Origin of the sequence: Stappia sp. TSB10P1A (genome assembly GCF_900185725.1) — a bacterium.
Lineage (GTDB): Bacteria > Pseudomonadota > Alphaproteobacteria > Rhizobiales > Stappiaceae > Stappia.
The window spans coordinates 145,780-170,507 of the sequence record NZ_FYAU01000013.1 but is presented as its reverse complement, the minus strand read 5'-3'; the positions used below and the strand labels follow the sequence as shown (position 1 = coordinate 170,507).

Here is a 24,728-nt window from a genome sequence, read left to right as displayed (position 1 = left end):
GTTTCCGGCCCCAACTCCGTTACGTTCCGCCTTCGGCGCAACGCGAATTTCTCACCCGTCCGCCTGAGCGAACGGAAAGGCGGGGCGACCGCTCCGGCCGGCCCCGAGGGTCCAACCGTTCGAAGATCCCGTAGCACATACGGAATCGCGCCTGTTCCCGTTGCAGAACGGGAAAGGCGCCGCCAATCGAGAGGACCACCCGCAGGCGGTCATGCTTACGATATTTTTTCGCCTCGTAATCCCAGCAGCGTTTAAGCCGGCCTGTGTCCAACGCGTGTCGCATCGAACGAAAAGCCGCTTACCGCCTGCTTTCGGGATGCGCGGAACCTACAGTCAGGCCCGCCCTGCGTCAAGTCCGCTGAGGAAGAATTTGCCAGGCCCGGACAATCCCGGCCAGCCGCGCATTTCCTGTCTCCAACACCCAAGATCGAGACATATAAGAAACCGATTTCGCCGCGTAGCGAAATAAAATGACCGAAACGCCGCCCCGGGCTCATGCACAGCGGTCCAGGGTCGGGCGAGCGACAGGTCCGCTGGCAGACCGACGCCGCCATGGCGACCCTGTCTTTACCCTTTTTCAACCCTCCAGGTCGCCAAGGGTTCGGATTCGCGCCCGGAACCGGGGGGCGAGACAGCGGAGCCGTGGCGATTCTCCCGCGCCGCCGGCGGACCTCAACCTCGATAGGCGATGACGGCAACCTCGCCCGCGAGCGCATCCTCATAGGCCTGCTCGAAGGTCGGGTCATCCGGCTCATCAAGGATGACGCCGATCTGGTCGAGGGTGGCCTCCACGAACCCCTCCCCCTTCAGCGCCTCCAGGGCGATGCGCACGGCGCTGTCCTCGTCCGCCGCCCGCAATAGGATGTTGACGGGAACTGCCGCTTCCGGCGTGCCCATGTCGGCCGCCCGCGCATGCCCGAGGATGATGTAGACGGCCGGGGCATCCGCCTGATCGCGATAGTGTGGCGCCATCTCGCCTCTCCTTGAACCTGTCCGCAGGCCTGTTGCCGGCACGTGTCTCTGTCAATCGCCAAAGGAAAAGGGCCGCACGATGGCGGCCCTTCCCTTCAGTCGATCCCTGAGGAGGGAGCTTACTCGCCCGCCCCCGTCAGATCCTCCAGCATGGCGTCCGCCTGATCCGCGGTGGACGACGCCTTGCGCGCCTCCAGGATCAGATCGTCGCGGTGCTGCGCGATCTGGCGGATACGGGTCATCATGCCGCCGGTGCCGGCCGGGATCAGACGGCCGACGATGACGTTCTCCTTCAGGCCCTCCAGCTCGTCCTGCTTGCCGTTGACCGCCGCCTCGGTGAGGACGCGGGTGGTCTCCTGGAAGGACGCGGCGGAGATGAACGAGCGGGTCTGCAGGCTCGCCTTGGTGATGCCGAGCAGAACCGGCACGCCGGAGGCGGGCTTGCGCGCATCGTCGATCGCCCGCTCGTTGATGTCGTCGAGATCGAGACGGTCGACATGCTCGCCGGCCAGCAGTTCCGTGTCGCCCGGATCGTTGATCTCGATCTTCTGCAGCATCTGGCGAACGATCACCTCGATGTGCTTGTCGTTGATCACCACGCCCTGCAACCGGTAGACCTCCTGGATCTCGTTGACGAGGTAGGCGGCCAGCGCCTCCACGCCACGAATGGCCAGGATGTCGTGCGGTGCCGGGTTGCCGTCGAGGATGTATTCGCCCTTCTCGATGGTGTCGCCTTCCTGCAGATGGAAGTGCTTGCCCTTCGGGATGAGGTACTCGACCGGCTCCAGGCTCTCGTCATGCGGCTCGATGATGATGCGCCGCTTGTTCTTGTAGTCGCGACCGAAGCGGATGGTGCCGTCCAGTTCCGCGATGATCGCGTGATCCTTCGGACGACGCGCCTCGAACAGTTCGGCCACACGCGGCAGACCGCCGGTGATGTCCTTGGTTCGGGCGCTCTCCATCGGGATACGCGCCAGCACGTCACCAGCCTGAACCTCGGCGCCGATCTGCACCGACAGGATCGCATCGACGGACAGCAGCGACCGGGCGTCGCCACCACGCGGCAGCTTCTTGATCGAGCCGGTGGAGTCCTTGATGACGATCGCCGGCTTCAGGTCGTTGCCGCGCTGCGATGTGCGCCAGTCCATGACGACGCGCTTGGTGATGCCGGTCGCCTCGTCGGTGGTTTCCTGCACCGACACGCCCTCGACCAGGTCCTCGGCGTCGACGACGCCATCGACCTCGGAAAGGATCGGACGGGTGTAGGGATCCCACTCGGCGATGCGCTGGCCGCGCTTGACCGCGTCGCCCTCGTCGACATGCAGCTTCGAGCCGTAGGTGATGCGATGCACCGCACGCTCGTTGCCATCGGCGTCGATGATCACCACCGCCATGTTGCGCGCCATCGCGACGAGGTTTCCGTCGGAATCGCGCACCGCGCTGCGGTTGCGGATCTTCACCGTGCCGTCGAAGTTGGACTCGATGAAGGACTGGTCCACCACCTGCGCCGTACCACCGATGTGGAAGGTACGCATGGTCAACTGGGTGCCCGGCTCGCCGATCGACTGCGCCGCGATGACGCCGACAGCCTCGCCCATGTTCACCGGCGTGCCACGCGCCAGGTCGCGGCCGTAGCAGGTCGCGCAGACGCCGCGCTTGGTCTCGCAGGTCAGCACCGAGCGGATCTTGATCATCTGGACGTTGGCGGCCTCGATGGCCTCGACGTCCTTCTCCTCGATCAAGGTGCCGCGCGGGACGATGACCTCGCCGGTCGCATGGTTCAGCACGTCCTCGGCCGCGGTACGGCCGAGCACGCGATGACCGAGCGAGGCGATGACCTGGCCGGCATCGACGATCGCCTGGATGGTGATGCCGTTCTCCGAACCGCAATCCGTCTCCAGGATGATCGAGTCCTGCGCCACGTCGACGAGACGACGGGTCAGGTAACCCGAGTTCGCCGTCTTCAGCGCGGTGTCGGCCAGACCCTTACGGGCACCGTGCGTGGAGTTGAAGTACTCCAGCACCGACAGGCCTTCCTTGAAGTTCGAGATGATCGGCGTCTCGATGATCTCGCCCGACGGCTTGGCCATCAGGCCGCGCATGCCGGCAAGCTGCTTCATCTGCGCGGGGCTGCCACGGGCGCCGGAGTGGGACATCATGTAGATCGAATTGATCTGCTTCTGACGCCCGGTCTCTTCGTCGCGCTGGACCGCCTGAATGCGCTTCATCATCTCGTCGGCGACGCGGTCGGTGCACTTGGCCCAGGCGTCGACGACCTTGTTGTACTTCTCGCCCTGGGTGATCAGGCCGTCATTGTACTGCTGCTCGTATTCCTTCACGAGCGCCGCGGTCTCGTCCACCAGGCCGGCCTTCGTCTCCGGAATGACCATGTCGTCCTTGCCGAACGAGATGCCGGCGCGGCAGGCATGGCTGAAGCCGAGACCCATGATGCGGTCGCAGAAGATCACCGTCTCCTTCTGGCCGCAGGCACGGTACACGGCGTCGATCATGCGGCTGATGTCCTTCTTGGTCATCAGCTTGTTGCAGACGTCGTAGGGCACCTCGTGATGCAGCGGCAGGAGCTCGCCGATCAGCATGCGGCCGGGCGTGGTCTCCACGATCCGGTTGGTCAGGTTGCCTTCGGCGTCGACGGCGCGGACGCGGCCGCGGATCTTCGCGTGCAGCGTCACGGCCTTCGTCTCGAGCGCATGATGCAGCTCGCCGATATTGCCGAACACCATGCCCTCGCCTGGCTCCCCGTCGGCAATCAGCGACAGGTAGTAGAGGCCGAGAACGATGTCCTGCGACGGCACGATGATCGGCGATCCGTTGGCCGGGTGCAGGATGTTGTTGGTCGACATCATCAGCGTGCGCGCTTCGAGCTGGGCTTCCAGCGAAAGCGGCACGTGCACGGCCATCTGGTCACCGTCGAAGTCGGCGTTGAACGCCGCGCAGACGAGCGGATGCAACTGGATGGCCTTGCCCTCGATCAGCGTCGGCTCGAAGGCCTGGATGCCGAGACGGTGCAGGGTCGGCGCGCGGTTGAGCAGCACCGGATGCTCGCGGATCACCTCGTCGAGGATATCCCAGACTTCCGGACGCTCCTTCTCCACCAGCTTCTTCGCCTGCTTCACCGTGGAGGAGAAGCCCTTGGCGTCGAGGCGCGAGTAGATGAAGGGCTTGAACAGCTCGAGCGCCATCTTCTTCGGCAGGCCGCACTGGTGGAGCTTCAGCTCCGGACCGACGGTGATCACCGAACGGCCGGAATAGTCGACGCGCTTGCCGAGCAGGTTCTGGCGGAAGCGGCCCTGCTTGCCCTTCAGCATGTCGGACAGCGACTTCAGCGGGCGCTTGTTGGCACCGGTGATGACGCGGCCGCGACGGCCGTTGTCGAACAGCGCATCGACCGACTCCTGAAGCATGCGCTTCTCATTGCGGATGATGATGTCCGGCGCACGCAGCTCCATCAGACGCCGCAGACGATTGTTGCGGTTGATGACGCGGCGGTACAGGTCGTTGAGGTCGGAGGTCGCGAAGCGGCCGCCATCCAGCGGCACCAGGGGACGCAGGTCCGGCGGAATGACCGGGATCACGGTGAGGATCATCCACTCCGGACGGTTGCCGGAATCGATGAAGGCCTCCACGACCTTGAGACGCTTGGCGAGCTTCTTCGGCTTCAGCTCGGTGGTCGCCTCGGCGATCTCCTTGCGGATCTGGTCGCGCTCCTTCTCCAGGTCGAGCGACATCAGCATCTCGCGGATCGCTTCCGCGCCGATCATCGCCGTGAAGGCGTCCTCGCCATACTCGTCCTGGGCGCGCAGGAAGTCCTCTTCCGACAGAAGCTGGTTCTGCTTCAGCGGCGTCAGGCCCGGCTCCAGAACCACGTAGTACTCGAAGTACAGGACGCGCTCGAGATCCTTCAGCGTCATGTCGAGCAGCAGGCCGATGCGCGAGGGCAGCGACTTCAGGAACCAGATATGAGCGACCGGAGCGGCCAGCTCGATATGGCCCATGCGCTCGCGGCGCACGCGGGACAGGGTGACCTCGACGTTGCACTTCTCGCAGATGACGCCCTTGTACTTCATCCGCTTGTACTTGCCGCACAGGCACTCATAGTCCTTGATCGGACCGAACACCCGGGCGCAGAACAGGCCATCCCGCTCCGGCTTGAACGTGCGGTAGTTGATCGTCTCCGGCTTTTTGATTTCGCCGTAGGACCACGACATGATCTTCTCGGGGCTAGCGATCGAGATCTTGATGTGGTCGAAGGTCTGGGCGGGAGCCTGCTGGTTGAACAGGTTCATGACCTCATGATTCATGGGCTCTCTCCTCGAATGCACGGAAGGGAAGCAGGGCCTGTGCCCTGCTCCCCGCTCCGGCAATGCGGCATCGTGTGTCTGCGGTGGTCGTCATACGCGGGAGATCACTCCGCCGCATCGACCGCCGGAACGCCCGGATCGGCGGGCAACTGTACCTTGTCTTCCCTGAGCTCGACGTTCAGTCCGAGCGAGCGCATTTCCTTCACGAGAACGTTGAAGCTCTCCGGAATGCCTGCCTCGAACGTGTCGTCGCCGCGCACGATCGCCTCGTAGACCTTGGTACGGCCGGCGACGTCGTCCGACTTGACCGTCAGCATCTCCTGCAGGGTGTAGGCGGCGCCGTAAGCTTCCAGCGCCCAGACCTCCATCTCGCCGAAGCGCTGGCCACCGAACTGCGCCTTGCCACCCAGCGGCTGCTGGGTCACGAGCGAGTACGGGCCGATCGAACGGGCATGGATCTTGTCGTCGACCAGGTGGTGGAGCTTCAGCATATAGATGTAGCCCACCGTGACCTGGCGGTCGAACTCCTCGCCGGTGCGGCCGTCATAAAGGGTCGACTGGCCCGACCCCTTGTAGCCGGCCTGCTCCAGCATGCGGACGATATCCGGCTCGCGCGCACCGTCGAACACCGGGGTCGCGATCGGCACGCCGGTCTTGAGCTGCTCGGCCAGGCGGATGACGGACTCGTCATCGTAATCCTTGACCGGTTCGCCCTTCAGGTTGTCGCCGAACACCTCGACGATCTCGCCCTTGAGCGCCTCGATCTTGCCCGACCGCTTGTACTCCTCGTACAGGTCGCCGATCTTCTTGCCCATGCCGGCGCAGGCCCAGCCGAGATGCGTCTCGAGGATCTGACCGACATTCATGCGGCTCGGCACGCCGAGCGGGTTCAGCACGATGTCGACATGGTCGCCGTTCGCCAGGAACGGCATGTCCTCGATCGGGTTGATCTTCGACACCACGCCCTTGTTGCCGTGACGGCCGGCCATCTTGTCGCCCGGCTGGATCTTGCGCTTCACAGCGACGAAGACCTTCACCATCTTCATGACGCCCGGCGGCAGTTCGTCGCCGCGCTGCAGCTTCTCCACCTTGTCGATGAAGCGCTGCTCGAGCCGCTTGCGGCTCTCGTCGTACTGACCGCGAAGTGCCTCCACCTCGCTCATCAGCTTCTCGTCCTCGACGGCGATCTGCCACCACTGCGAGCGCGGGAACTCGTTGAGGACGTCGCCGGTAACCTCGACGTTCTTCTTGAAGTGCTTCGGGCCGGCAACGGCAACCTTGCCCAGCAGCATCTCGGCCAGGCGGCCATAGACGTTGCGGTCGAGGATCGCCTGTTCGTCGTCGCGGTCCTTGGCCAGACGCTCGATCTCCTCGCGCTCGATCGCCATCGCGCGCTCGTCCTTCTCCACGCCATGGCGGTTGAAGACGCGCACCTCGACGACGGTCCCGGTGACGCCCGGCGGCAGGCGCAGCGACGTGTCGCGCACGTCGGAGGCCTTCTCGCCGAAGATGGCGCGCAGAAGCTTCTCTTCCGGCGTCATCGGGCTCTCGCCCTTCGGCGTGATCTTGCCGACCAGGATGTCGCCCGGCTTCAGCTCGGCACCGATATAGACGATGCCGGCCTCGTCGAGATTCTTCAGCGCCTCTTCCGAGACGTTGGGAATGTCGCGGGTGATCTCCTCCGGCCCGAGCTTCGTGTCACGCGCCATCACCTCGAATTCCTCGATGTGGATGGAGGTGAACACGTCGTCGCGCACGATCCGCTCCGAAAGCAGGATCGAGTCCTCGAAGTTGTAGCCGTTCCACGGCATGAACGCGACGCGCACGTTGCGGCCGAGCGCCAGGTCACCCAGGTCGGTGGACGGACCATCGGCGATGATGTCGCCCTTGGTGATCACGTCGCCCACCCGCACCAGCGGACGCTGGTTGATGCAGGTGTTCTGGTTGGACCGCTGGAACTTCATGAGCTGGTAGATGTCGACGCCCGACTTGGACGGATCGAGATCCTCCGTCGCCCGGATGACGATACGGGTCGCATCCACCTGGTCGACGACGCCCGACCGGCGCGCGGCGATCGCCGCACCCGAGTCGCGGGCGACGACCGGCTCCATGCCGGTGCCGACGAACGGCGCCTCGGCGCGCACCAGCGGCACGGCCTGACGCATCATGTTCGAGCCCATCAGCGCGCGGTTGGCGTCGTCATTCTCCAGGAAGGGAATGAGCGAGGCGGCAACCGACACCAACTGCTTCGGCGACACGTCCATGAACTCGACGCGCTCGGGCGGCAACAGCATGTTCTCGCCGGCATGGCGGCAGGTGATCAGGTCGGAGACGAAACGCCCGTCCTCGTCGATCTCGGCATTGGCCTGGGCGATGTGATACTTCGCTTCTTCCATGGCCGACAGATAGACGGTTTCGGCCGTGACCTGGCCGTCCTTCACCTTGCGATACGGGCTCTCGATGAAGCCGTACTTGTTGATGCGGGCGAAGGTCGCGAGCGAGTTGATCAGACCGATATTCGGGCCTTCCGGCGTTTCGATCGGGCAGATACGGCCGTAATGAGTCGGGTGCACGTCGCGCACCTCGAACCCGGCGCGCTCGCGCGTCAGGCCGCCCGGGCCAAGCGCCGAGAGGCGACGCTTGTGCGTGACCTCGGACAGCGGGTTGGTCTGGTCCATGAACTGCGACAACTGCGAGGAACCGAAGAACTCGCGCACGGCGGCAGCCGCCGGCTTGGCGTTGATCAGGTCCTGCGGCATGACGGTGTCGATCTCGACCGACGACATGCGCTCCTTGATGGCGCGCTCCATACGCAGCAGGCCGACGCGATACTGGTTCTCCATCAGCTCGCCGACCGAACGCACGCGGCGATTGCCGAGATTGTCGATGTCGTCGATCTCGCCGCGGCCGTCGCGCAGCTCCAGCAGCTCGCGGATCACCGCAAGGATATCCTCCTTGCGCAGCGTGCGGACGGTGTCCTCGCACTGCAGGTCGAGACGCATGTTCATCTTCACGCGGCCGACGGCCGAGAGGTCGTAGCGCTCCGCATCGAAGAACAGCGACGCGAACATCGCCTCCGCAGTCTCGACGGTGGGCGGCTCGCCGGGACGCATCACGCGGTAGATGTCGAACAGCGCGTCCTCGCGCGTCTCGTTCTTGTCGACGGCGAGCGTGTTGCGGATATAGGCGCCGGTCGTCACGTGATCGATGTCGAGCACGGCGATCTCGTGATAGCCGCGGTCGACCAGCTCGCCGAGGATCTTCTCGTTGAGCTCGTCGCCGGCTTCGGCGTAGATCTCGCCGGTGGACGGATCGACCATGTCCTCGGCCAGATACTGGCCGTGCAGGTCCTCGTCCATCACCTTCAGGGCGGTCACGCCCTTGTCGGCCAACTGACGCACGGTCCGGGCGGTGATCTTGCGGCCGGCCTCGACCACGATCTCGCCGCTGTCGGCGTCGATCAGGTTGAAGAACGCCTTGGTGCCCTTCAGGCGATCGCCGTCAAACGCAACGCGCCAGGAGCCCGGCTCGTCGCGGGTGTACTCGATCCGCTTGTAGAAGGTGTTGAGGATCTCCTCGCCGTCGAGGCCGAGGGCCTTCAGCAGCGAAGTGACCGGAATCTTGCGGCGGCGATCGATGCGCGCATGGACGATGTCCTTGGCATCGAACTCGATGTCGAGCCAGGACCCGCGATACGGGATGATGCGCGCGGCGAACAGCAGCTTGCCCGAGGAGTGGGTCTTGCCCTTGTCATGGTCGAAGAACACGCCGGGGCTGCGGTGCATCTGCGAGACGATGACGCGCTCGGTGCCGTTGACGACAAAGGTGCCGTTGTCCGTCATGAAGGGCATGTCGCCCATGTAGACGTCCTGCTCCTTGATGTCCTTGACGGACTTCGCGCCGGTGTCCTCGTCGACATCGAACACGATCAGGCGCAGGGTGACCTTCAGCGGAGCGGCAAAGGTCATGCCGCGCTGACGACACTCCTCCACGTCATACTTCGGCGCCTCGAATTCGTAGGACACGAATTCGAGCAGCGCCGTGCCCGCGAAATCCGAGATCGGAAAGACGGAGCGGAACACCGCCTCCAGTCCCTCGTCGCCTCGCCCGGCCTCGGGCTTGTCGACTTGCAGGAACTGGTCGTAGGACGCCTTCTGGACCTCGATGAGATTGGGCATCGCGGCGACTTCGCGGATCGATCCGTAGACCTTGCGGACCCGCTTGCGACCGTTGAACGTGTGCGCCATTGTCGCTCCTCGTTTCGATCTGGTACGGCTCTCCGAAAAGCCGGTTCCGGCTCAACCGTCAGCATGGCAGCCACGCTTTCGGCCCTTCGGACAGCCGCCCCTTTTTAGGGACTGATACCCCGGTCAGGATGTCCCGCCGGGGTTCGACAGACTTACACTCCCGGCGCGCGAACCGCGCCGGGAGTGTCCAGGCATAAGCCCGATTACTTCAGCTCGACCTTGGCGCCAGCCTCTTCGAGCTTCTTCTTCAGCTCTTCGGCCTCGGCCTTGGAGACGGCCTCCTTGACGGTCTTCGGAGCGCCCTCGACCAGGTCCTTGGCCTCCTTCAGGCCGAGACCGGTGATCGCGCGCACTTCCTTGATGACGTTGATCTTCTTGTCGCCGGCGTCGGCCAGGACAACGTCGAACTCCGTCTTCTCTTCCTCGGCCGGAGCGGCAGCAGCGCCACCGGCGACAGCCGCGACGGCGACCGGAGCAGCGGCGGACACGCCCCACTTCTCCTCAAGCATCTTCGAAAGCTCCGCGGCCTCCATGACGGTGAGCGCGGACAGTTCCTCAACGATCTTCTCGAGATCAGCCATTTTCGTAAGTCCCTATGGTTCGAACCGTGATCGGTTTCGACAGTGTGATTGTGGTCCGCCTTATGCGGCTTCGTCCTTCTTGGCATACGCGCCGAAGACGCGGGCGAGCTGCCCGGCCGGAGCGTTGACAACCTGGGCGATACGGGAAGCGGGGGTCTGGATCATGCCCACCAGCTTCGCGCGCAGCTCGTCGAGCGACGGCATCTCGGCAAGCGCCTTGACCCCGTCCGCATTCAGGTTGGTCGTGCCGAGCGCGCCACCCAGAACAACCAGGTTGTTCGAGGTCTTGGCGAAAGCCACCGTGGCCTTGGCGGCGGCGACCGGATCGTCCGAATAGGCGATGACGGTCGGGCCGGCAAACAGGCCGGAGATGTGCTCGAGCTCGGTGCCTTGAAGGGCAAGCTTCACAAGACGGTTCTTGGCGACCTTGACCGAACCTCCGGCGGCACGGACCTGCGACCGGAAGGCCGTCATTTCCGCAACCGAAAGGCCGGCGTAGTGCGCAACGACGACAACGCCGGTGTTCTTCAACACCTCGTTGAACGACGCGACGAACTCTCGCTTCTCCGCTCTTTCCACTTGCCTACTCCATTTGGCGGCTTGCGCCGCCGGTTTGTCTCTGCCGCCCCTCGGCGGTGCCTTGCGGAACCACCGGTGGACAACACCGAGGATCCTGCCCCCTCGCGAGCCATGACGGCGCGGCAAGGACAAACGGTTCGAACCGGCGGCTAGGCCGTGATTTCGGTTCGCACCCGTCTATGCAGGCCCGTTGGGCTTAAACGATCAGGGCAAAAGCCAGGATCGCACCTGCAGTCTCGGACAGGACACCTGCCGTCTCCGGCAGGCGATCCGCCCGACGGTCACGCCGGACGGAATTCTTGTGATGCGGCGCGTCACGCGCGCCGCGGACCCGTGGGTCAGGCGGTCACCGTCGAGACATCGACCTTCAGGCCCGGACCCATGGTCGAGCTGATGGCGACGCGCTTCAGATAGGTGCCCTTGGCACCCGACGGCTTGGCCTTGACCACCGCATCGACGATCGCCTTGATATTCTCGCTCAGCTTGTCGGCCTCGAACGAGGTCTTGCCGACGCCGGCGTGAATGATACCGGCCTTCTCGACGCGGAACTGCACGGCGCCGCCCTTGGCGTCACGCACGGCCGAAGCGACGTCCGGGGTCACGGTGCCGACCTTCGGGTTCGGCATCAGACCGCGCGGGCCGAGCACCTTGCCGAGACGACCGACCAGCGGCATCATGTCCGGCGTGGCGATGCAGCGATCAAAATCGATCTTGCCGCCCTGAACCTCGTTGACCAGTTCCTCGGCGCCGACGATGTCCGCGCCCGCCGCCTTGGCCTCATCGGCCTTGTCGCCACGCGCGAAGACCGCGACGCGAACCGTCTTGCCCGTGCCGTTCGGCAGCACGCAGACGCCGCGAACCATCTGGTCGGCGTGACGCGGGTCAACGCCGAGGTTGATGGCGATCTCGACGGACTCGTCGAACTTGGCGGTAGCCCGTTCCTTGACCAGCGCCAGCGCCTCGTCGAGGGCATAGAGCTTGTTGCGGTCGACGCCCTCGCGGGCAGACTTGATGCGCTTTCCAACCTTCGCCATCGTCTTACTCCGTGACCTCGAGACCCATCGACCGCGCCGAACCTTCGACCATCAGCATCGCTGCGTCGATGTCGTTCGCGTTCAGGTCCTTCATCTTCGCTTCCGCGATCTCGCGGACCTGGTCACGGGTGACCTTGCCGACGAACCCGCCCTTGCCCGGCGTCTTCGACCCGGACTTCAGGCCGGAGGCCTTCTTCAGGAAGAAGCTGACCGGAGCCGTCTTCACCACGAAGGTGAAGGAGCGGTCGGAGTAATAGGTGATGACCACCGGGCAGGGAGCGCCCTTCTCGATATCCTGGGTCTGCGCGTTGAACGCCTTGCAGAACTCCATGATATTGAGGCCACGCTGACCGAGCGCCGGACCGATCGGCGGCGACGGGGTCGCGGAGCCGGCCGGCACCTGCAGCTTGATGTAACCTTCGATTTTCTTCGCCATTCGTCTCTCCAACTGGCGCTGCCGGATGTCCGGCGTCTTCAGATCAGGTGGTGCGGCCGTCATGCGTCCGGCGAAGGGATCGCATCAGGTCTCCCACCAGGGAGCGGGGATCTGCCCCGTCTGTCCGCCCAGGACGGACACCGGCGACGGATCGCCGGGCTTGCCGAACCGCCGGACAGGCCGGCGGACGCGACAAACGGCCCGGGATGCCGAACGGCAAACCCCGGACCGGAAAACTCAGAGCTTCTCGACCTGTCCGTATTCCAGCTCGACCGGAGTCGCGCGGCCGAAGATCGACACCGCGACCTTGAGCCGGGCGCGCTCGTCGTCCACTTCCTCGACGAGGCCGGAGAACGAGGCAAAGGGGCCGTCCGACACCCTGACCTGCTCGCCGATCTCGAAGCTGACGGACGGCTTCGGCCGGTCGACGCCCTCCTGCACCTGGTGCAGGATCCGCATCGCCTCGGAATCCGAGATCGGAACCGGCTTCTGATCGGCGCCGAGGAATCCCGTGACCTTCGGCGTGTTCTTGATCAGGTGGAACGCCTCGTTGGTCATCTCCATCTTGACCAGGACGTAGCCGGGAAAGAACTTGCGCTCCGCATCGACCTTGCGGCCCCGCCGCACCTCGACGACCTTCTCAGTCGGAACGAGAATCTCCTCGAAGAGATCCTCAAGCCCCTGCTGCTGCGCCTTTTCCCGAATCGCATCCGCCACCTTCTTCTCGAAATTCGAGTAGGCGTGGACGATATACCAACGCTTGGCCATAATCCCTCAAGCCGATTGTGTACCAGGTCCGCTCAGTTGCCGAGACCCAGGAGCAAGCCGATGCCCTGACCCATCAGCCAGTCGGCGAGCAAAAAGAAGATGGCGGCGAGGAAGACCATGATGAACACCATGACGGTGGTCACTGCGGTTTCCCTGCGCGTAGGCCACGTCACCTTCGACGTTTCCTTGCGAACTTCGTCGATAAACGTGAAAGGATTCGATTTCGCCATTCAACTGCCGGTCTTTTCACGACGCACAGGCGCGCGGAATCATCCACGCGCCTTGGTCGAAAGCCCTAATTAAGGCCTAACGGCCCGTCGATCAAGAGCAAAGGTGGCAGGGGCGGAGGGACTCGAACCCCCGGCCCTCGGTTTTGGAGACCGATGCTCTACCAACTGAGCTACACCCCTAGACCTTTCGCGACCTGACTTAGATAACTTTCCCCGCCGCTTCAAGCGTGAAATGCACCTTGCGGCAAATAATTCACATCCTTGCGGTTTTTCCGGGCGCCCGCCGGCCTGGAACCCCGAAAACGGCAAAGGGCGCCGCCCGGAGGCGACGCCCTTGAACCGTCTGGCAGGGAACGGGGTATCCGTTCCGCCTTGTTGGTTACTTGATGATGGAGGCGACGACGCCGGCGCCGACGGTACGGCCGCCTTCGCGGATCGCGAAGCGCAGGCCCTCTTCCATCGCGATCGGCACGATCAGCTCGACCTCGACCGACACGTTGTCGCCCGGCATCACCATCTCCGTGCCTTCCGGCAGCGACACCACACCCGTCACGTCCGTCGTGCGGAAGTAGAACTGCGGACGGTAGTTGGTGAAGAACGGCGTGTGACGGCCACCCTCTTCCTTCGTCAGGATGTAGGCCTCGGCCTTGAACTTCGTGTGCGGCGTCACCGAACCCGGCTTGCACAGAACCTGACCGCGCTCCACGTCCTCACGGCCAACGCCGCGGATCAGCGCGCCGATGTTGTCGCCGGCCTGGCCCTGGTCCAGAAGCTTGCGGAACATCTCGACGCCCGTCACCGTCGTCTTCCGGGTGTCGCGGATGCCGACGATCTCGACTTCCTCGCCAACCTTCACGATGCCGCGCTCGACGCGACCCGTCACAACCGTGCCGCGGCCCGAGATCGAGAACACGTCCTCGATCGGCATCAGGAACGGCATGTCAACCGGACGCTCCGGCGTCGGGATGTAGTCGTCGACCGCAGCCATCAGCTCGCGGATCTTCGTCTCGCCGATCGCCTCGTCGCGACCCTCGAGAGCCGCAAGCGCCGAACCGGCAACGATCGGAATGTCGTCGCCCGGGAACTCGTAGGACGAAAGCAGCTCGCGCACTTCCATCTCGACCAGCTCGAGCAGCTCCGCATCGTCCACCTGGTCGACCTTGTTCAGGAACACCACCAGAGCCGGAACGCCGACCTGACGGGCCAGCAGGATGTGCTCGCGGGTCTGCGGCATCGGGCCGTCGGCCGCCGAGCAGACCAGGATCGCGCCGTCCATCTGCGCCGCACCCGTGATCATGTTCTTCACGTAGTCGGCGTGACCCGGGCAGTCCACGTGAGCGTAGTGACGCGCTTCCGTCTCGTACTCGACATGCGCCGTCGAGATCGTGATGCCGCGGGCCCGCTCTTCCGGCGCCGCGTCGATCTGGTCATACGCCTTGAACTCGCCGAAAAACTTCGTGATCGCCGCCGTCAGCGTCGTCTTGCCATGGTCGACGTGGCCGATCGTGCCAATGTTCACGTGCGGCTTCGTCCGCTCAAACTTTGCTTTCGCCATCGGCGTCGCTCTCTGTTAACTTGCGGTTAAGTCCATCATTTCGATCAAGACCCGACCGCCCCAGGGCGGTGGATGCTAAGCAGGGCATGCGCGTTTGTCGTAAAGCCTGGTCAGGAGCAGCAGCGTCACTCGAAAAGTGGAGCGGGTGAAGGGAATCGAACCCTCGTCATCAGCTTGGAAGGCTGCTGCTCTACCATTGAGCTACACCCGCCGCCTGCCGCAGGGGGGATGGTGGAGGAGGTTGGATTCGAACCAACGTAGGCCAAGCCAACGGATTTACAGTCCGTCCCCTTTAACCACTCGGGCACTCCTCCGTTTCACCGCCCTGTCGCCGAAGCGCCCTGGATGGCTTCACGAAAACGCCCCGCGAAACAATCGCGAGGCCGCTCCCGTGGCGCGTGTTATGTAGAACCGGCATGGGGGTGTCAACACCCATTTATCCCCTTTGGACACAAAAACGACGACCCTTCCGGCAGCGCTTTCCCCTTGCCGGAGGATCGCCCTGCGGATAATCGCAAGGATATGACCAGACCCGACACACCGGCCGGCCCAGCCGGCGCACAAGCCAGTCCCGAAGACAGCGGCGCCGAGCGCCCGGCGCGCGCGCGCGGCAAGCCGCGGGGCGGCCCCGCAGGCGAGCAAAGGAGCGAGCAGAAGGGCGGAGGAAAGGCCGACGGCGGCCGGTGGTCCAAGGGCGAGGCCAGGAAAGGCGGCCCCAGGCAGACGCCGCAGGGCGCTGCCCATGACGGCGCCGGTCGCCGGCCCTTCGCCAAGCCGCGCGCCCGCCACCCGCAGGGCGGCGAGGCCGCCGAGGGGCCTGTCTTGCTCTATGGCCTTCATACCATCGAGGCCGCCTTCCGCAATCCCGACCGCAGGCGCCACCGGCTGCTCGCGACCGAGAACGCCCAGCGCCGCCTGGCCGAGCGCGGCATCGCATTCGACGTTCCCGTGGAAACCGTCAATCCGCGCCAGCTCGATCATCTGGTCGGGCGCGACGCGGTGCATCAGGGCGCCGTGCTGGAAGCCGATCCCCTGCCCGCCTTCGGCGCGCGTGACCTCGCTAAGGCGCGGCTGGTGCTGGCGCTCGATCAAATCACCGACCCGCACAATGTCGGCGCGATCCTGCGGTCAGCCGTGGCGCTTGCCGCCGATGCGGTGGTCACGACCGAACGGCACGCGCCCGAGGAAGGCCCCGTCCTGGCGAAGTCCGCCTCAGGCGCGCTCGACATGGTCCGCCATGTGCGCGTGAAGAACATGGCGCGCTTCGTCACCGAGATGCGCGAGGCAGGCTTCAAGACCATCGCCCTCGACAGCGAGGGCCCGGCACGTTTGGAAGAGACGGAACTGGGCGGCAAGGTGCTGCTGGTGCTCGGCTCCGAAGGCAAGGGCGTGCGCCAGGGCGTGAGGGAGGCCTGCGACGCGCTCGCCCGCCTCGACATGCCGGGCGCCATCGCCTCGCTCAACGTCTCCAACGCAGCAGTGCTGTCACTCTACATCGTCCGGCAGGCGCTGGAGCGCGCAGGCGCGATCCCCGCCGCCGGCGGCAAATAGAGACAGGGCCGACTGCATCGGGGATTTCGGCTGGAAACCGGCGCAAAAGCGGATGCGCGGCGCACGGAACCGTGCTACAGGGGCCGCGTTTGCCGGTATAGCTCAGTTGGTAGAGCACCTGATTTGTAATCAGGGGGTCGCGGGTTCGAATCCTGCTGCCGGCACCACCCACTCTCCCCGATGTTTTCCAGTCCGAACACGGCACGGTCCGCATCGCGGGTCGAACGGTTTTGCCCGGCCGCACCGCAGCCGGGCCGGCGGAGCGCCGCATGGCGCATACAGCAGCGAGAGGACAGCACATGAACCCGATCGGTTTCCCGGATCCCGCCTTCGTGTCACGCCAGACGGCCAGGATGCTGCTCGAGGTCAAGGCGGTCCATTTCCGCGCCGACGAGCCCTACAAGCTGACCTCCGGCCTTGCCAGCCCGGTCTATATCGATTGTCGCAAGCTGATTTCCTTCCCGCGCCTGCGCGCCACGCTGATGGATTTCGCCACCGCCACCATCCTGCGCAATGTCGGCTTCGAATCGCTCGACGCGGTCGCCGGCGGCGAGACGGCCGGCATTCCCTTCTCCGCCTGGATCGCCGAGCGTCTCGGCCTGCCCATGCAATATGTTCGCAAGAAGCCGAAGGGCTTCGGTCGCGATGCACAGATCGAAGGCGTTCTGAAGGAGGGCGACCGGGTGCTGCTGGTCGAGGACCTGACCACCGACGGCGGCAGCAAGGTCCGTTTCGCCGAGGCGCTGCGCAAGGCCGGCGCCCAGGTCGACCACGCCATCGTTCTGTTCTTCTACGACATCTTCCCGCAGACCTACGAAGCGATGGCCCGCAACGGCCTGACGCTCCATTACCTCGCCACCTGGCGCGACGTGCTCGCGGTTGCTCGCGACGAGAACCATTTCGACGAGAAGACGCTCGCCTCCGTCGAATCCTTCCTCAACGAGCCGCTGAAGTGGTCCGCCGCCCATGGCGGCATTTCCGAATTCTCGGTCTGAGGCGGCACCCGCCCCCTTTTCGCGCTTGTCTACCCCCCGCTCTCCAGCCGCCGCGCCAGGACCGGATGCTCCACCGGCTCCTTGGCACGGAAGGCATGGCGCCGGGCGATCTCCAGATAGGAGCGATAGACATAGCCGCCATTGCCAGCGCGAAACGCCGCGCGGTGACGGCGATAGAGCCCCGGCAGCCTGTACCATGGCGCCGCCGGGAAGCGGTGATGCACCGCATGCAGCGAATTGAAGAGGAACAGGAAGGCAAGCGGCCCCCGGTCCTCGATGATCACCGTCCGGTGTCCGACCGCCTCCTCCGCCTGGTGTTCCAGGAACGTGCGCACGCATAGCAGCGACCACGCGCCATAACAGGCGGCAATATAGACCGGCAGCGAAAAGCCGGGCAGCAGCCGCAGCAGCGCCAGCAATATGCCCACGAGCACCAGATGCTCGCCCCAGGCTCGCAGCACGTCGCCCCGCCCCTTGCGCGCCAGCCGCCAATCGGCGATCACGAAGCCCGTCATGCCGATGGCCGGCCCAATCAACATCCGTCCCAGCAGCGTGTTGTTGAAGGCCAACACGGCGCGCCGCAGACGTCCGGCGGCATGCCAGTCGCGCGGGTGCAGATACCAGCTCTCGGGATCCTCATAAGGGTCGGTCAGGCGCGGATCGTCGTGATGGGCGATATGCAGCGCCCGAAACCGCCAATAGGGAACGAAGAGACCGAGCGGCAATCCGGCGAGCAGGGCGTTCAGACGCGGAGTGCGGAAGGGATGCCCATGCAGCAATTCGTGCTGCAGCGATGAGTGCAGCGTGATCACCGGCACCAGGCAAAGCCAGAAGAGCAGCTCCCAGCCGCTCCCTGCCGAAGCCGAAGCCGCTACGACAAGCCCTGCGAAGGCGGCATGAACACCGCCGACAAGCGCCAGCGTCGGCCATTCCAGAACGGCGCGCGACACCAGCAACGGGTCCGCGAAGTCGAGCGCCTCATGGTCCGCCACCCCGTCCGAAGCGACGCCTCCAGAGCAGGCGGCGTCCCCATGGTCCTCGCGTATCGGCGTCTCCAGGGAAAAGGGGATGTTCAGCAGGGTCTCGAATTGGGTCATGCTCCCGACAGTGGCGAACTGCAGGCGCGGAACAATGTGTCGTTATCCAACGATAAATGTGATTTCATCATGAAATAGAGAATGAGGCGTACTTTCACACATGTGGTGTAAAGACACATAACTCTCTGTATTTTCCGGGAGGACGATCCGCCGATGAAGGGCACCGACAAGCGCGAACTCGCAGCCGTCTTCCGCGAAAGGCTCGGCCTGCTCATGGCCCGGCGCGGCGAGCCTCCCAGCCGCTTCGCCGGCAGGGTCGGCCTCGACCGGTCGGCGCTCAGCCATTTCCTCGATGCCGCGTCTACCCGAATGCCGCGCGCCGAAGCCTTGTGCGACATCGCCCGTTCGGAGGGCGTCACCACCGACTGGCTGCTGGGGCTGACCCAGAGCGCCTCCGACGCCGCCGCCATCGCCCCAGCGCTCGAGATCGAACAGACGGACAACGGCCGAGGCGAGACTTTGCTGGCAACCTGGCACCAGCAGGCGGTCGGCTACAAGATCCGCTACGTTCCCGGCACCATTCCCGACTTGCTGCGGACAGAAGCTGTGCTGGCATACGAGTTCGGCTCGCCCGAAACGGCGAAAGCCGCGGCAAAGGCCGATCAGGGCCGCCGCCTCCTCGCCTATACGCGCCGACCGGAAACCGACATGGAGGTCTGCATGCCGCTGCAGACACTTGAGCAGCTCGCCCGGGGCAGCGGCATCTGGAGCGGCTTGGCGGACTCCGACCGTCGCGACCAGTTGCGCCACATGGCCCGGCTCACCGAAGAACTCTACCCGACCTTCCGCCTGTTCCTCTATGACGCGCGCAGCCGCTTCTCGCCGCCCTATACCGTGTTCGGTCCGCAGCGCGCCGCCCTCTATCTCGGCTCCCTGTATCTCGTGGTGAACTCCGTCGAGCACATCCGTGCCCTCACCCGCCATTTCGACATGCTGATCCGAGCAGCGACCATCGGTCCCGATCGTGCCGCCGGCCACCTGAGCAGCCTGTCCGCAAGCTGACGGGAGCTAGAGTCAGGACCGCGAATGTCACGTCTTCGTGAAATCAGACATCTTGAGATGCCAGCGGGAAAGCGCCGACACTTCCGGCGGGCGGCACGTTGCGCCGTACCCTGAGGGAGATCACGACATGTTCAAGTCCTGCCTTCGCATGGCAGCCATCCTCGTGCCGCTGTTGGCAACCACGTCGCTTGCCGCGGCCGATCCCATCGAGATCCGCCAGACCATGATGAAGTCCGTCGGTGCCGCCACCGGCGTGCTCGGCAAGATGGTCAAGGGCGAGATGCCCTATGACCCGGAACTCGCAAGCCTGGCGATGCGGGTCCTTTTCGTCACACCGGCCGGCTTCATCACCCAGTTTCCGGAAGGCGCCGATTCGCCGACCAGCGAGGCCGGGCCGAAGATCTGGGAAGACCGTGCCGGCTTCGAGAAGATCGCTCTCGACATGCAGACAGCCGCGATGGCCGCGATCCCGGCGGCCGGCGAGAGCCTCGATGCGCTGAAGCCCGCGTTCGGAGCGGTCGCCCAGAACTGCCGCGCCTGCCACGAGCCCTACCGCGTCAAGAAGAACTGATCTAACAAGGGCCTTGAATATGCCGGTTCGCGCGCTGGAGCCCCCGTTCCGCGCGCGGATCGGTTCTGCCGGCCGGCAGCCATTTGCATGACATGTTCCGGAGCAGCCCATGACCCGCCGCACCTTCCGCCGCCTCCTCGGCGTGTTCCTGCTGCTGATCGCCGGTGGCCTGTATCTCACCCGGCCCGAGCGGGTCGATTCCGCCGCCGTTCCCGCGCACCAGCCGGATCTCGTCAATGGCGAGCGGATGTTCTGGGCCGGCGGCTGCGCGTCCTGCCACGCCGCGCCCGGCGCGAGCGGTGACGACAAGCTGGTGCTGGCCGGAGGCGTAGAGTTGAACACGCCCTTCGGCCTGTTCCGCGTGCCCAACATCTCGCCCTCGGAAGCCGGAATCGGCGGCTGGTCCGTCACCGACTTCCTGAACGCGATGATCCACGGCACCTCGCCGCAGGGCCTGCACTACTACCCGGCCTTTCCCTATGGCTCCTACCGCAACATGAAGGCGGAGGACCTCATCGACATGAAGGCCTATCTCGACACGCTGCCGGCCTCGGACAACCAGGTAGCGGACCACGATCTGGCCTTCCCCTTCTCCTGGCGCAGTGCGCTCGGAATGTGGAAACTGCTGTTCCTCGACACGAAAGCCCCGGCGCTCGCAGCCGATGCCGGAGCGGAGGCGGAACGCGGTGCTTACCTCGTGACCGGCGCCGGCCATTGTGCCGAATGTCACACGCCCCGCAATGTCCTCGGCGGGCTCGACACGGCCCGCTGGATGGCCGGTGGCCCCAACCCGGACGGCGAAGGAAGCATCCCCAACATCACCCCCTCGCAGCAGGGGATCGGGTCGTGGTCGGCAGCCGATATCGCCTATTATCTGGAAAGCGGCTTCACCCCGGACTTCGACAGCGTCGGCGGCAGCATGGCCTCGGTTCAGTCGAACTGGGCAAGGCTCCCGGCGGAGGACCGTGCGGCCGTTGGCGCCTATCTGAAAGCAATCGCGCCGATACCCGCCGGAGGCTCCTGACGCAAGGCGGTCGCCCGGTCAGGTGCCGTCAAACTCCTCGCTGCCCGTCTCCCTGCGGATCCATTCCAGGAAAGACGCGCTACCTCCTTCCACGGGCAACAGCATCACCGCCGGCTCGTCATAGGGATGCGCCTGCACGACCGCCTCGATGGCCTCGCGTGCCCGCGACCGTGTCGTCTTGGCCAGGAACACCACCTCCTGGCCTTCCTCCAGCGTCCCCTGCCAGCGATAGACGGAGGTCATGCCCGGCCACATGTTGACGCAGGCCGCCAGCCCCTCGCCGACCAGCTTCCGGGCCGCCGCGCGGGCCGTGTCGGTGTCGGGAAAAGTCGCGTAGATCAACCGGATATCCATTTCGCCCTGCATCAAAAGACGGGTCCCCAAAATCGCCGGCCCGTGCTACGTGAGGAGCATGGATCGCCTGCCGCAGACTATCGAAAAACTTGCCTTCGTCTCAAGTGAGACCGATGAGGCGGAGCGTGCCCGCGATCAGCTCCAGCGTCGCTATGGCGCACATGACCCCAAGCAGGCCGACGTCATCGTCGCGCTTGGCGGTGACGGCTTGATGTTGCAGACCCTTCACCGCTTCATGAACACCGGAAAACCGATCTACGGACTCAATCGCGGCTCTGTCGGCTTCCTGATGAACGAATATGGCGACGACGACCTGCCGGAGCGGATCGCCCGCGCGGTGGTCAGCCGGATCCATCCGCTGGTGATGGAAGCCACCGACGCCTTTGGCCACATTCATTCCGCTCTGGCGATCAACGAGGTCTCCCTGCTCCGCCAGACCCATCAGGCCGCCAAGCTCCGCATTTCGGTCGATGACCGCGTGCGCATGGAAGAGCTCGTATGCGACGGCGTTCTGGTCGCAACGCCAGCCGGAAGCACTGCCTACAACCTGTCGGCGCATGGCCCGATCCTGCCTATCGACGCGCAGTTGCTGGCCCTGACGCCCATCAGCGCTTTCCGCCCCCGGCGTTGGCGCGGGGCACTCCTCCCGAATTATGTAAATGTCCGGATCAGCGTGCTGGAAGCGGCCAAGCGCCCCGTCAGCGCCGCGGCCGACTACACCGAGATCCGCAACGTCATCGAGGTCCGCGTGCGCGAGGAGAAGTCCTCGTCCAGTCTCGCCCTGTTCGATGCCGACCATAATTGGGACGAGCGTATCCTGTCGGAAATGTTCCGCTACTGACGCGGTCGCAAGCACACCTTGTTTCGCGAATAATTAAGTTCTGCGTGCAATCTTTCGAACGTTCCGAGATGGACTTCACGCTGGACCGAAACGGCAATGCAACTGCCTCATCTCGACCTCGGCCGGATCCGGGTCCTGATCGTCGACGACAACACCAACATGCGCCGGATCCTGCGGGCGATGGTGGCTGGCTTCGGCGTGAAGGCGATCTACGAGGCCGAAGACGGTGCGGCCGCGCTGGAGGAGATTTCCCGCAACGACCCCGACGTCGTCATTCTCGACTGGCTCATGCCGCTGGTCGACGGAAACGAGCTCACGCGCCGCATCCGTGCCTCGCAAGCGCCCGGCTGTTTCGTCCCCATCATCGCGATCACCGCCCATACGCAGAAGCGTCGTGTCATCCAGGCCCGCGACAGCGGCGTGACCGAGGTGATGTGCAAGCCGGTGTCGGCACGCGGCCTCTATCTGCGGATCGCGAACTGCATCCTTAATCAGCGGGACTTCGTCCGGACGAAGGGCTTCTTCGGACCGGACCGGCGGCGGTTCCAGAACCCGAGTTTCCAGGGAGGCGAACGCCGCGGACGTCCGGCGGAAGACGGATACACTCTGGACGACCCTGCGGAACTCCCGCAAAGTCAGCCTTCGCGGGCGACCAAGGAATCGAAAACCGGATAAAGCCGCAAGTCCGCGGCAGCCTGTGCGGCAAGACCCTGTCGACGAGGACGCGGGCCAGGGCCTGCAGCGGGAGCGAAAGAAGATATGAGCAGCGACCCGAGCAAGCAAAATGACGGCTACGAACTCGTCAAGCCGCCGCGCGACTTGCGCGCCAAGGTTCGCGTCCTGAGCGAGCGCGAAGCCGCGCGCTTCGATCCGATCAAGTCGGCCGAGGCCGCCCTTGAGCGCCTGTCTCAGGATTTCGACACCTGGATGGCCGATGAAGTGGAGACGCTGGCGGAGGCCTGGGCCGACATCCAGAAGAACGGGATCAACGATCCGGAACGCCGCGACACCCTGTTTCGCGCCTCCCACGACATCAAGGGCCAGGCGAGTACCTTTGGCTATCCCCTTGTCGGAGCGGTCGCCGGAAACCTGTGCCACCTGATGGAACATCTCGAGGCGGAGAAGATCCCGCTCACGCTCGTCGCGCAGCATGTGGACGCGATCCGCGCCATGATCGCCGAGATCGGCCAGCAAGAGGACAATGCAACGGCCCGAGCGCTGGTCGAGCGGCTCGCCGACGTGACCTCCGACTATCTCGCCCGGCACGGCGACGGCGAGGAAGACTGACGCTTGCCGCGATTGCAGGCCCGCCTGCGGCCGCTCTCTCAGGCCGCAGCCAGCGTGCGGTCGACGAAGGCGCGGGCGGCCTCGCGGGCGATCTCCGAGGAAAAGCGGCGCAGCATCACCACGAGGTCGTCGGCCTCCACCCCATCCTGCGACTGGTAGCGCTCCAGAACCTCGGCAATCATCAGCCGTGCAACGGCCGGGTTCGACGGGATGACGAGATCCGGGGAGATTTCGCGGGCAAGATCCCGCCACACGCCGACAGCAACCTGGATCAGCGGATGAGTGCGTGCAGGCAGGCCCGCCCGCGCAAGCAGAGCCCGGACCGCCAGCCCGCGGCCGGTCTCCAGCACCGTTTGCACGCGTTCCGCGCCCATGCCGGACAGGCGCGCCAGCGCCGCATTGAAAAGACGTACGTTGCCCGTGCAGAGCGCTCGCAAGAGCAGCCCGGCGGTCAACTGTCCCGTTTCCAGCAAATGTCCGACCAGGGCCTCGGTGTCCTGCGGACCGGCCTGGCTCGCCAGCGTCACGGTCGCGCGTTCCCGCGCCTCCGCGACCACGGTCCGGGCACGCTCCTCCTTCAACCCCCTGCGAACCAGAGGGTGATCGCTCAAGAGGTCGCCCACCTGTTTCAGCAGCATCTGGCGGATCTCGATGGGAATGCCGGGACGGGCCATCAGCGCCTCGCGCAGAACCGCGTCCTTGCCGTGCCGCTCCGCCAGCCGCACCAGGCTGAAGCGAGGGATCTCGGCCGTTTCGTTCTCGGCCAGCGCCTGACACGCCTGCAGCGAGCCGACCTCGGCAATCGCGGCGGCCACCTGCGCCGACAGATGGAAACGGCGCGCGACTGCCGCCGGCAGAGGGTCGGAAAACCCGCCGATGGCGTCGACCAGTTCCGCGTCGAGCAGCACCGGCGACCGCTCCAGAATGGGCAGGGCGACCTCCGGCAGATCACTCGCCAGCGCCAGCACCACTTCACGGGGAGCCTGCTCGCTGCGCGACAGCGCCTCGGCCAATGCCCGCCGCACCTGCACCGCCGGATCGTCGAGCAGGATGATCATCGCCGCCTCGGCCGCGTCGCGGTCTTCCGAGGTCATCTGTGAGTGAAGATAGGCCCGCGCCAGCGCGCTTGTCGCTTCCGCCCGCCGGGCCACCGGCGCATCTGCCATCCAACGCAGAAACTGATGCACGATCATGATGCGTAGTCCCCTGGGTCGCGCCGCGTATCGCAGCGCAGGTCACCAGTCTGGGGCCAAAACGCTTAAAGCTTCGTTCACCATAAAACCTT

At 65.0% G+C, this 24,728-nt stretch carries 21 protein-coding genes and 4 tRNA genes; 9 read left to right on the top strand and 16 right to left on the bottom strand.

Translation table 11 applies throughout. The features are described from left to right. Positions 1 to 672: 672 nt before the first annotated feature. The 13 genes from TSB10P1A_RS03160 to TSB10P1A_RS03100 form a co-directional block, all read right to left on the bottom strand. Entirely contained in the window at positions 673 to 972 is a 300-nt protein-coding gene (locus TSB10P1A_RS03160) for a regulator (RefSeq protein ID WP_186386446.1), read from the bottom strand. Positions 973 to 1,091: 119 nt separating this feature from the next. Further along, positions 1,092 to 5,291: a DNA-directed RNA polymerase subunit beta' gene (rpoC, locus tag TSB10P1A_RS03155; protein WP_186386445.1), complete on the bottom strand. Its 4,200-nt coding sequence runs from the start codon at positions 5,289 to 5,291 to the stop codon at positions 1,092 to 1,094. A 104-nt stretch (positions 5,292 to 5,395) separates the two neighbouring features. Then, positions 5,396 to 9,538: a DNA-directed RNA polymerase subunit beta gene (rpoB, locus tag TSB10P1A_RS03150; protein ID WP_186386444.1), complete on the bottom strand. Its 4,143-nt coding sequence runs from the start codon at positions 9,536 to 9,538 to the stop codon at positions 5,396 to 5,398. A 203-nt stretch (positions 9,539 to 9,741) separates the two neighbouring features. Continuing rightward, complete coding sequence (rplL, locus tag TSB10P1A_RS03145) at positions 9,742 to 10,119, bottom strand: 50S ribosomal protein L7/L12 (RefSeq protein ID WP_186386443.1); 378 nt, start codon at positions 10,117 to 10,119, stop codon at positions 9,742 to 9,744. 60 nt (positions 10,120 to 10,179) lie between these two features. Further along, positions 10,180 to 10,698 (bottom strand): 50S ribosomal protein L10, encoded by a 519-nt coding sequence (gene rplJ, locus TSB10P1A_RS03140; RefSeq protein ID WP_186386442.1) that lies wholly within the window; start codon positions 10,696 to 10,698, stop codon positions 10,180 to 10,182. Positions 10,699 to 11,036: 338 nt separating this feature from the next. After that, entirely contained in the window at positions 11,037 to 11,732 is a 696-nt protein-coding gene (rplA, locus tag TSB10P1A_RS03135; RefSeq protein ID WP_186386441.1) for a 50S ribosomal protein L1, read from the bottom strand. Positions 11,733 to 11,736: 4 nt separating this feature from the next. Beyond that, entirely contained in the window at positions 11,737 to 12,168 is a 432-nt protein-coding gene (gene rplK / locus TSB10P1A_RS03130; protein ID WP_186386440.1) for a 50S ribosomal protein L11, read from the bottom strand. Positions 12,169 to 12,405: 237 nt separating this feature from the next. After that, complete coding sequence (gene nusG / locus TSB10P1A_RS03125) at positions 12,406 to 12,936, bottom strand: transcription termination/antitermination protein NusG (RefSeq protein WP_186386439.1); 531 nt, start codon at positions 12,934 to 12,936, stop codon at positions 12,406 to 12,408. Between the two features lie 32 nt (positions 12,937 to 12,968). Continuing rightward, positions 12,969 to 13,166: a preprotein translocase subunit SecE gene (secE, locus tag TSB10P1A_RS03120; protein WP_067216551.1), complete on the bottom strand. Its 198-nt coding sequence runs from the start codon at positions 13,164 to 13,166 to the stop codon at positions 12,969 to 12,971. A gap of 104 nt (positions 13,167 to 13,270) precedes the next feature. Further along, positions 13,271 to 13,346: transfer RNA gene (locus TSB10P1A_RS03115), tRNA-Trp, on the bottom strand. 199 nt (positions 13,347 to 13,545) lie between these two features. Beyond that, positions 13,546 to 14,721: an elongation factor Tu gene (gene tuf / locus TSB10P1A_RS03110; RefSeq protein WP_186386438.1), complete on the bottom strand. Its 1,176-nt coding sequence runs from the start codon at positions 14,719 to 14,721 to the stop codon at positions 13,546 to 13,548. A gap of 137 nt (positions 14,722 to 14,858) precedes the next feature. Beyond that, positions 14,859 to 14,932 (bottom strand) — tRNA-Gly (locus TSB10P1A_RS03105). Between the two features lie 18 nt (positions 14,933 to 14,950). Continuing rightward, positions 14,951 to 15,035 (bottom strand) — tRNA-Tyr (locus TSB10P1A_RS03100). Positions 15,036 to 15,243: 208 nt separating this feature from the next. Here TSB10P1A_RS03100 and TSB10P1A_RS03095 point away from each other — a divergent pair. From TSB10P1A_RS03095 to TSB10P1A_RS03085, 3 genes are all read left to right on the top strand, one after another. Further along, the gene (locus TSB10P1A_RS03095) at positions 15,244 to 16,272 is read left to right on the top strand and encodes an RNA methyltransferase (RefSeq protein WP_186386437.1); all 1,029 of its coding nucleotides are present in this window, start codon (positions 15,244 to 15,246) and stop codon (positions 16,270 to 16,272) included. A gap of 91 nt (positions 16,273 to 16,363) precedes the next feature. Continuing rightward, positions 16,364 to 16,439 (top strand) — tRNA-Thr (locus tag TSB10P1A_RS03090). A 102-nt stretch (positions 16,440 to 16,541) separates the two neighbouring features. Beyond that, a complete protein-coding gene (locus TSB10P1A_RS03085; RefSeq protein ID WP_371328910.1) occupies positions 16,542 to 17,267 on the top strand; it encodes an orotate phosphoribosyltransferase in 726 nt (241 codons plus the stop codon). 29 nt (positions 17,268 to 17,296) lie between these two features. Here TSB10P1A_RS03085 and TSB10P1A_RS03080 read toward each other — a convergent pair whose 3' ends face one another. Beyond that, entirely contained in the window at positions 17,297 to 18,364 is a 1,068-nt protein-coding gene (locus tag TSB10P1A_RS03080; protein WP_186386436.1) for a fatty acid desaturase, read from the bottom strand. 153 nt (positions 18,365 to 18,517) lie between these two features. Between TSB10P1A_RS03080 and TSB10P1A_RS03075 the strand changes: the two genes are divergently transcribed. The 3 genes from TSB10P1A_RS03075 (at position 18,518) to TSB10P1A_RS03065 (ending at position 20,961) form a co-directional block, all read left to right on the top strand. Further along, positions 18,518 to 19,366 (top strand): transcriptional regulator, encoded by an 849-nt coding sequence (locus TSB10P1A_RS03075; RefSeq protein ID WP_186386435.1) that lies wholly within the window; start codon positions 18,518 to 18,520, stop codon positions 19,364 to 19,366. Positions 19,367 to 19,493: 127 nt separating this feature from the next. After that, a complete protein-coding gene (locus TSB10P1A_RS03070) occupies positions 19,494 to 19,937 on the top strand; it encodes a cytochrome c (RefSeq protein WP_186386434.1) in 444 nt (147 codons plus the stop codon). 109 nt (positions 19,938 to 20,046) lie between these two features. Further along, positions 20,047 to 20,961 carry a cytochrome c gene (locus TSB10P1A_RS03065; protein ID WP_186386433.1) on the top strand — a complete coding sequence of 305 codons (915 nt, stop codon included), beginning with the start codon at positions 20,047 to 20,049 and terminating at the stop codon, positions 20,959 to 20,961. Positions 20,962 to 20,979: 18 nt separating this feature from the next. On the opposite strand, the gene cutA is transcribed toward TSB10P1A_RS03065, so the two are convergent. After that, entirely contained in the window at positions 20,980 to 21,303 is a 324-nt protein-coding gene (cutA, locus tag TSB10P1A_RS03060) for a divalent-cation tolerance protein CutA (RefSeq protein ID WP_244292942.1), read from the bottom strand. Positions 21,304 to 21,373: 70 nt separating this feature from the next. Here cutA and TSB10P1A_RS03055 point away from each other — a divergent pair, with 70 nt between their 5' ends. The 3 genes from TSB10P1A_RS03055 to TSB10P1A_RS03045 all read left to right on the top strand — a co-directional run bounded on the left by TSB10P1A_RS03055 (position 21,374) and on the right by TSB10P1A_RS03045 (position 23,443). Continuing rightward, positions 21,374 to 22,156: an NAD kinase gene (locus TSB10P1A_RS03055; protein WP_186386431.1), complete on the top strand. Its 783-nt coding sequence runs from the start codon at positions 21,374 to 21,376 to the stop codon at positions 22,154 to 22,156. Between the two features lie 96 nt (positions 22,157 to 22,252). Next, complete coding sequence (locus tag TSB10P1A_RS03050; protein WP_244292940.1) at positions 22,253 to 22,831, top strand: response regulator; 579 nt, start codon at positions 22,253 to 22,255, stop codon at positions 22,829 to 22,831. 84 nt (positions 22,832 to 22,915) lie between these two features. After that, positions 22,916 to 23,443 (top strand): Hpt domain-containing protein, encoded by a 528-nt coding sequence (locus TSB10P1A_RS03045; protein ID WP_186386430.1) that lies wholly within the window; start codon positions 22,916 to 22,918, stop codon positions 23,441 to 23,443. 38 nt (positions 23,444 to 23,481) lie between these two features. Here TSB10P1A_RS03045 and TSB10P1A_RS03040 read toward each other — a convergent pair whose 3' ends face one another. Further along, positions 23,482 to 24,636, bottom strand: coding sequence for a DUF2336 domain-containing protein (locus TSB10P1A_RS03040; protein WP_186386429.1), 1,155 nt, complete (start codon positions 24,634 to 24,636; stop codon positions 23,482 to 23,484). Between the last annotated feature and the right edge of the window lie 92 nt (positions 24,637 to 24,728).

What these genes read in the sequence shown, in the direction of transcription:
- TSB10P1A_RS03160 (WP_186386446.1), bottom strand. Translation starts at nt 972, where the DNA reads ATGGCGCCACACTATCGCGATCAGGCGGATGCCCCGGCCGTCTACATC.
- rpoC (WP_186386445.1), bottom strand. Translation starts at nt 5,291, where the DNA reads ATGAATCATGAGGTCATGAACCTGTTCAACCAGCAGGCTCCCGCCCAG.
- rpoB (WP_186386444.1), bottom strand. Translation starts at nt 9,538, where the DNA reads ATGGCGCACACGTTCAACGGTCGCAAGCGGGTCCGCAAGGTCTACGGA.
- rplL (WP_186386443.1), bottom strand. Translation starts at nt 10,119, where the DNA reads ATGGCTGATCTCGAGAAGATCGTTGAGGAACTGTCCGCGCTCACCGTC.
- rplA (WP_186386441.1), bottom strand. Translation starts at nt 11,732, where the DNA reads ATGGCGAAGGTTGGAAAGCGCATCAAGTCTGCCCGCGAGGGCGTCGAC.
- rplK (WP_186386440.1), bottom strand. Translation starts at nt 12,168, where the DNA reads ATGGCGAAGAAAATCGAAGGTTACATCAAGCTGCAGGTGCCGGCCGGC.
- nusG (WP_186386439.1), bottom strand. Translation starts at nt 12,936, where the DNA reads ATGGCCAAGCGTTGGTATATCGTCCACGCCTACTCGAATTTCGAGAAG.
- secE (WP_067216551.1), bottom strand. Translation starts at nt 13,166, where the DNA reads ATGGCGAAATCGAATCCTTTCACGTTTATCGACGAAGTTCGCAAGGAA.
- tuf (WP_186386438.1), bottom strand. Translation starts at nt 14,721, where the DNA reads ATGGCGAAAGCAAAGTTTGAGCGGACGAAGCCGCACGTGAACATTGGC.
- TSB10P1A_RS03095 (WP_186386437.1), top strand. Translation starts at nt 15,244, where the DNA reads ATGACCAGACCCGACACACCGGCCGGCCCAGCCGGCGCACAAGCCAGT.
- TSB10P1A_RS03085 (WP_371328910.1), top strand. Translation starts at nt 16,542, where the DNA reads ATGGCGCATACAGCAGCGAGAGGACAGCACATGAACCCGATCGGTTTC.
- TSB10P1A_RS03080 (WP_186386436.1), bottom strand. Translation starts at nt 18,364, where the DNA reads ATGACCCAATTCGAGACCCTGCTGAACATCCCCTTTTCCCTGGAGACG.
- TSB10P1A_RS03075 (WP_186386435.1), top strand. Translation starts at nt 18,518, where the DNA reads ATGAAGGGCACCGACAAGCGCGAACTCGCAGCCGTCTTCCGCGAAAGG.
- TSB10P1A_RS03070 (WP_186386434.1), top strand. Translation starts at nt 19,494, where the DNA reads ATGTTCAAGTCCTGCCTTCGCATGGCAGCCATCCTCGTGCCGCTGTTG.
- TSB10P1A_RS03065 (WP_186386433.1), top strand. Translation starts at nt 20,047, where the DNA reads ATGACCCGCCGCACCTTCCGCCGCCTCCTCGGCGTGTTCCTGCTGCTG.
- TSB10P1A_RS03055 (WP_186386431.1), top strand. Translation starts at nt 21,374, where the DNA reads ATGGATCGCCTGCCGCAGACTATCGAAAAACTTGCCTTCGTCTCAAGT.
- TSB10P1A_RS03050 (WP_244292940.1), top strand. Translation starts at nt 22,253, where the DNA reads ATGCAACTGCCTCATCTCGACCTCGGCCGGATCCGGGTCCTGATCGTC.
- TSB10P1A_RS03045 (WP_186386430.1), top strand. Translation starts at nt 22,916, where the DNA reads ATGAGCAGCGACCCGAGCAAGCAAAATGACGGCTACGAACTCGTCAAG.
- TSB10P1A_RS03040 (WP_186386429.1), bottom strand. Translation starts at nt 24,636, where the DNA reads ATGATCGTGCATCAGTTTCTGCGTTGGATGGCAGATGCGCCGGTGGCC.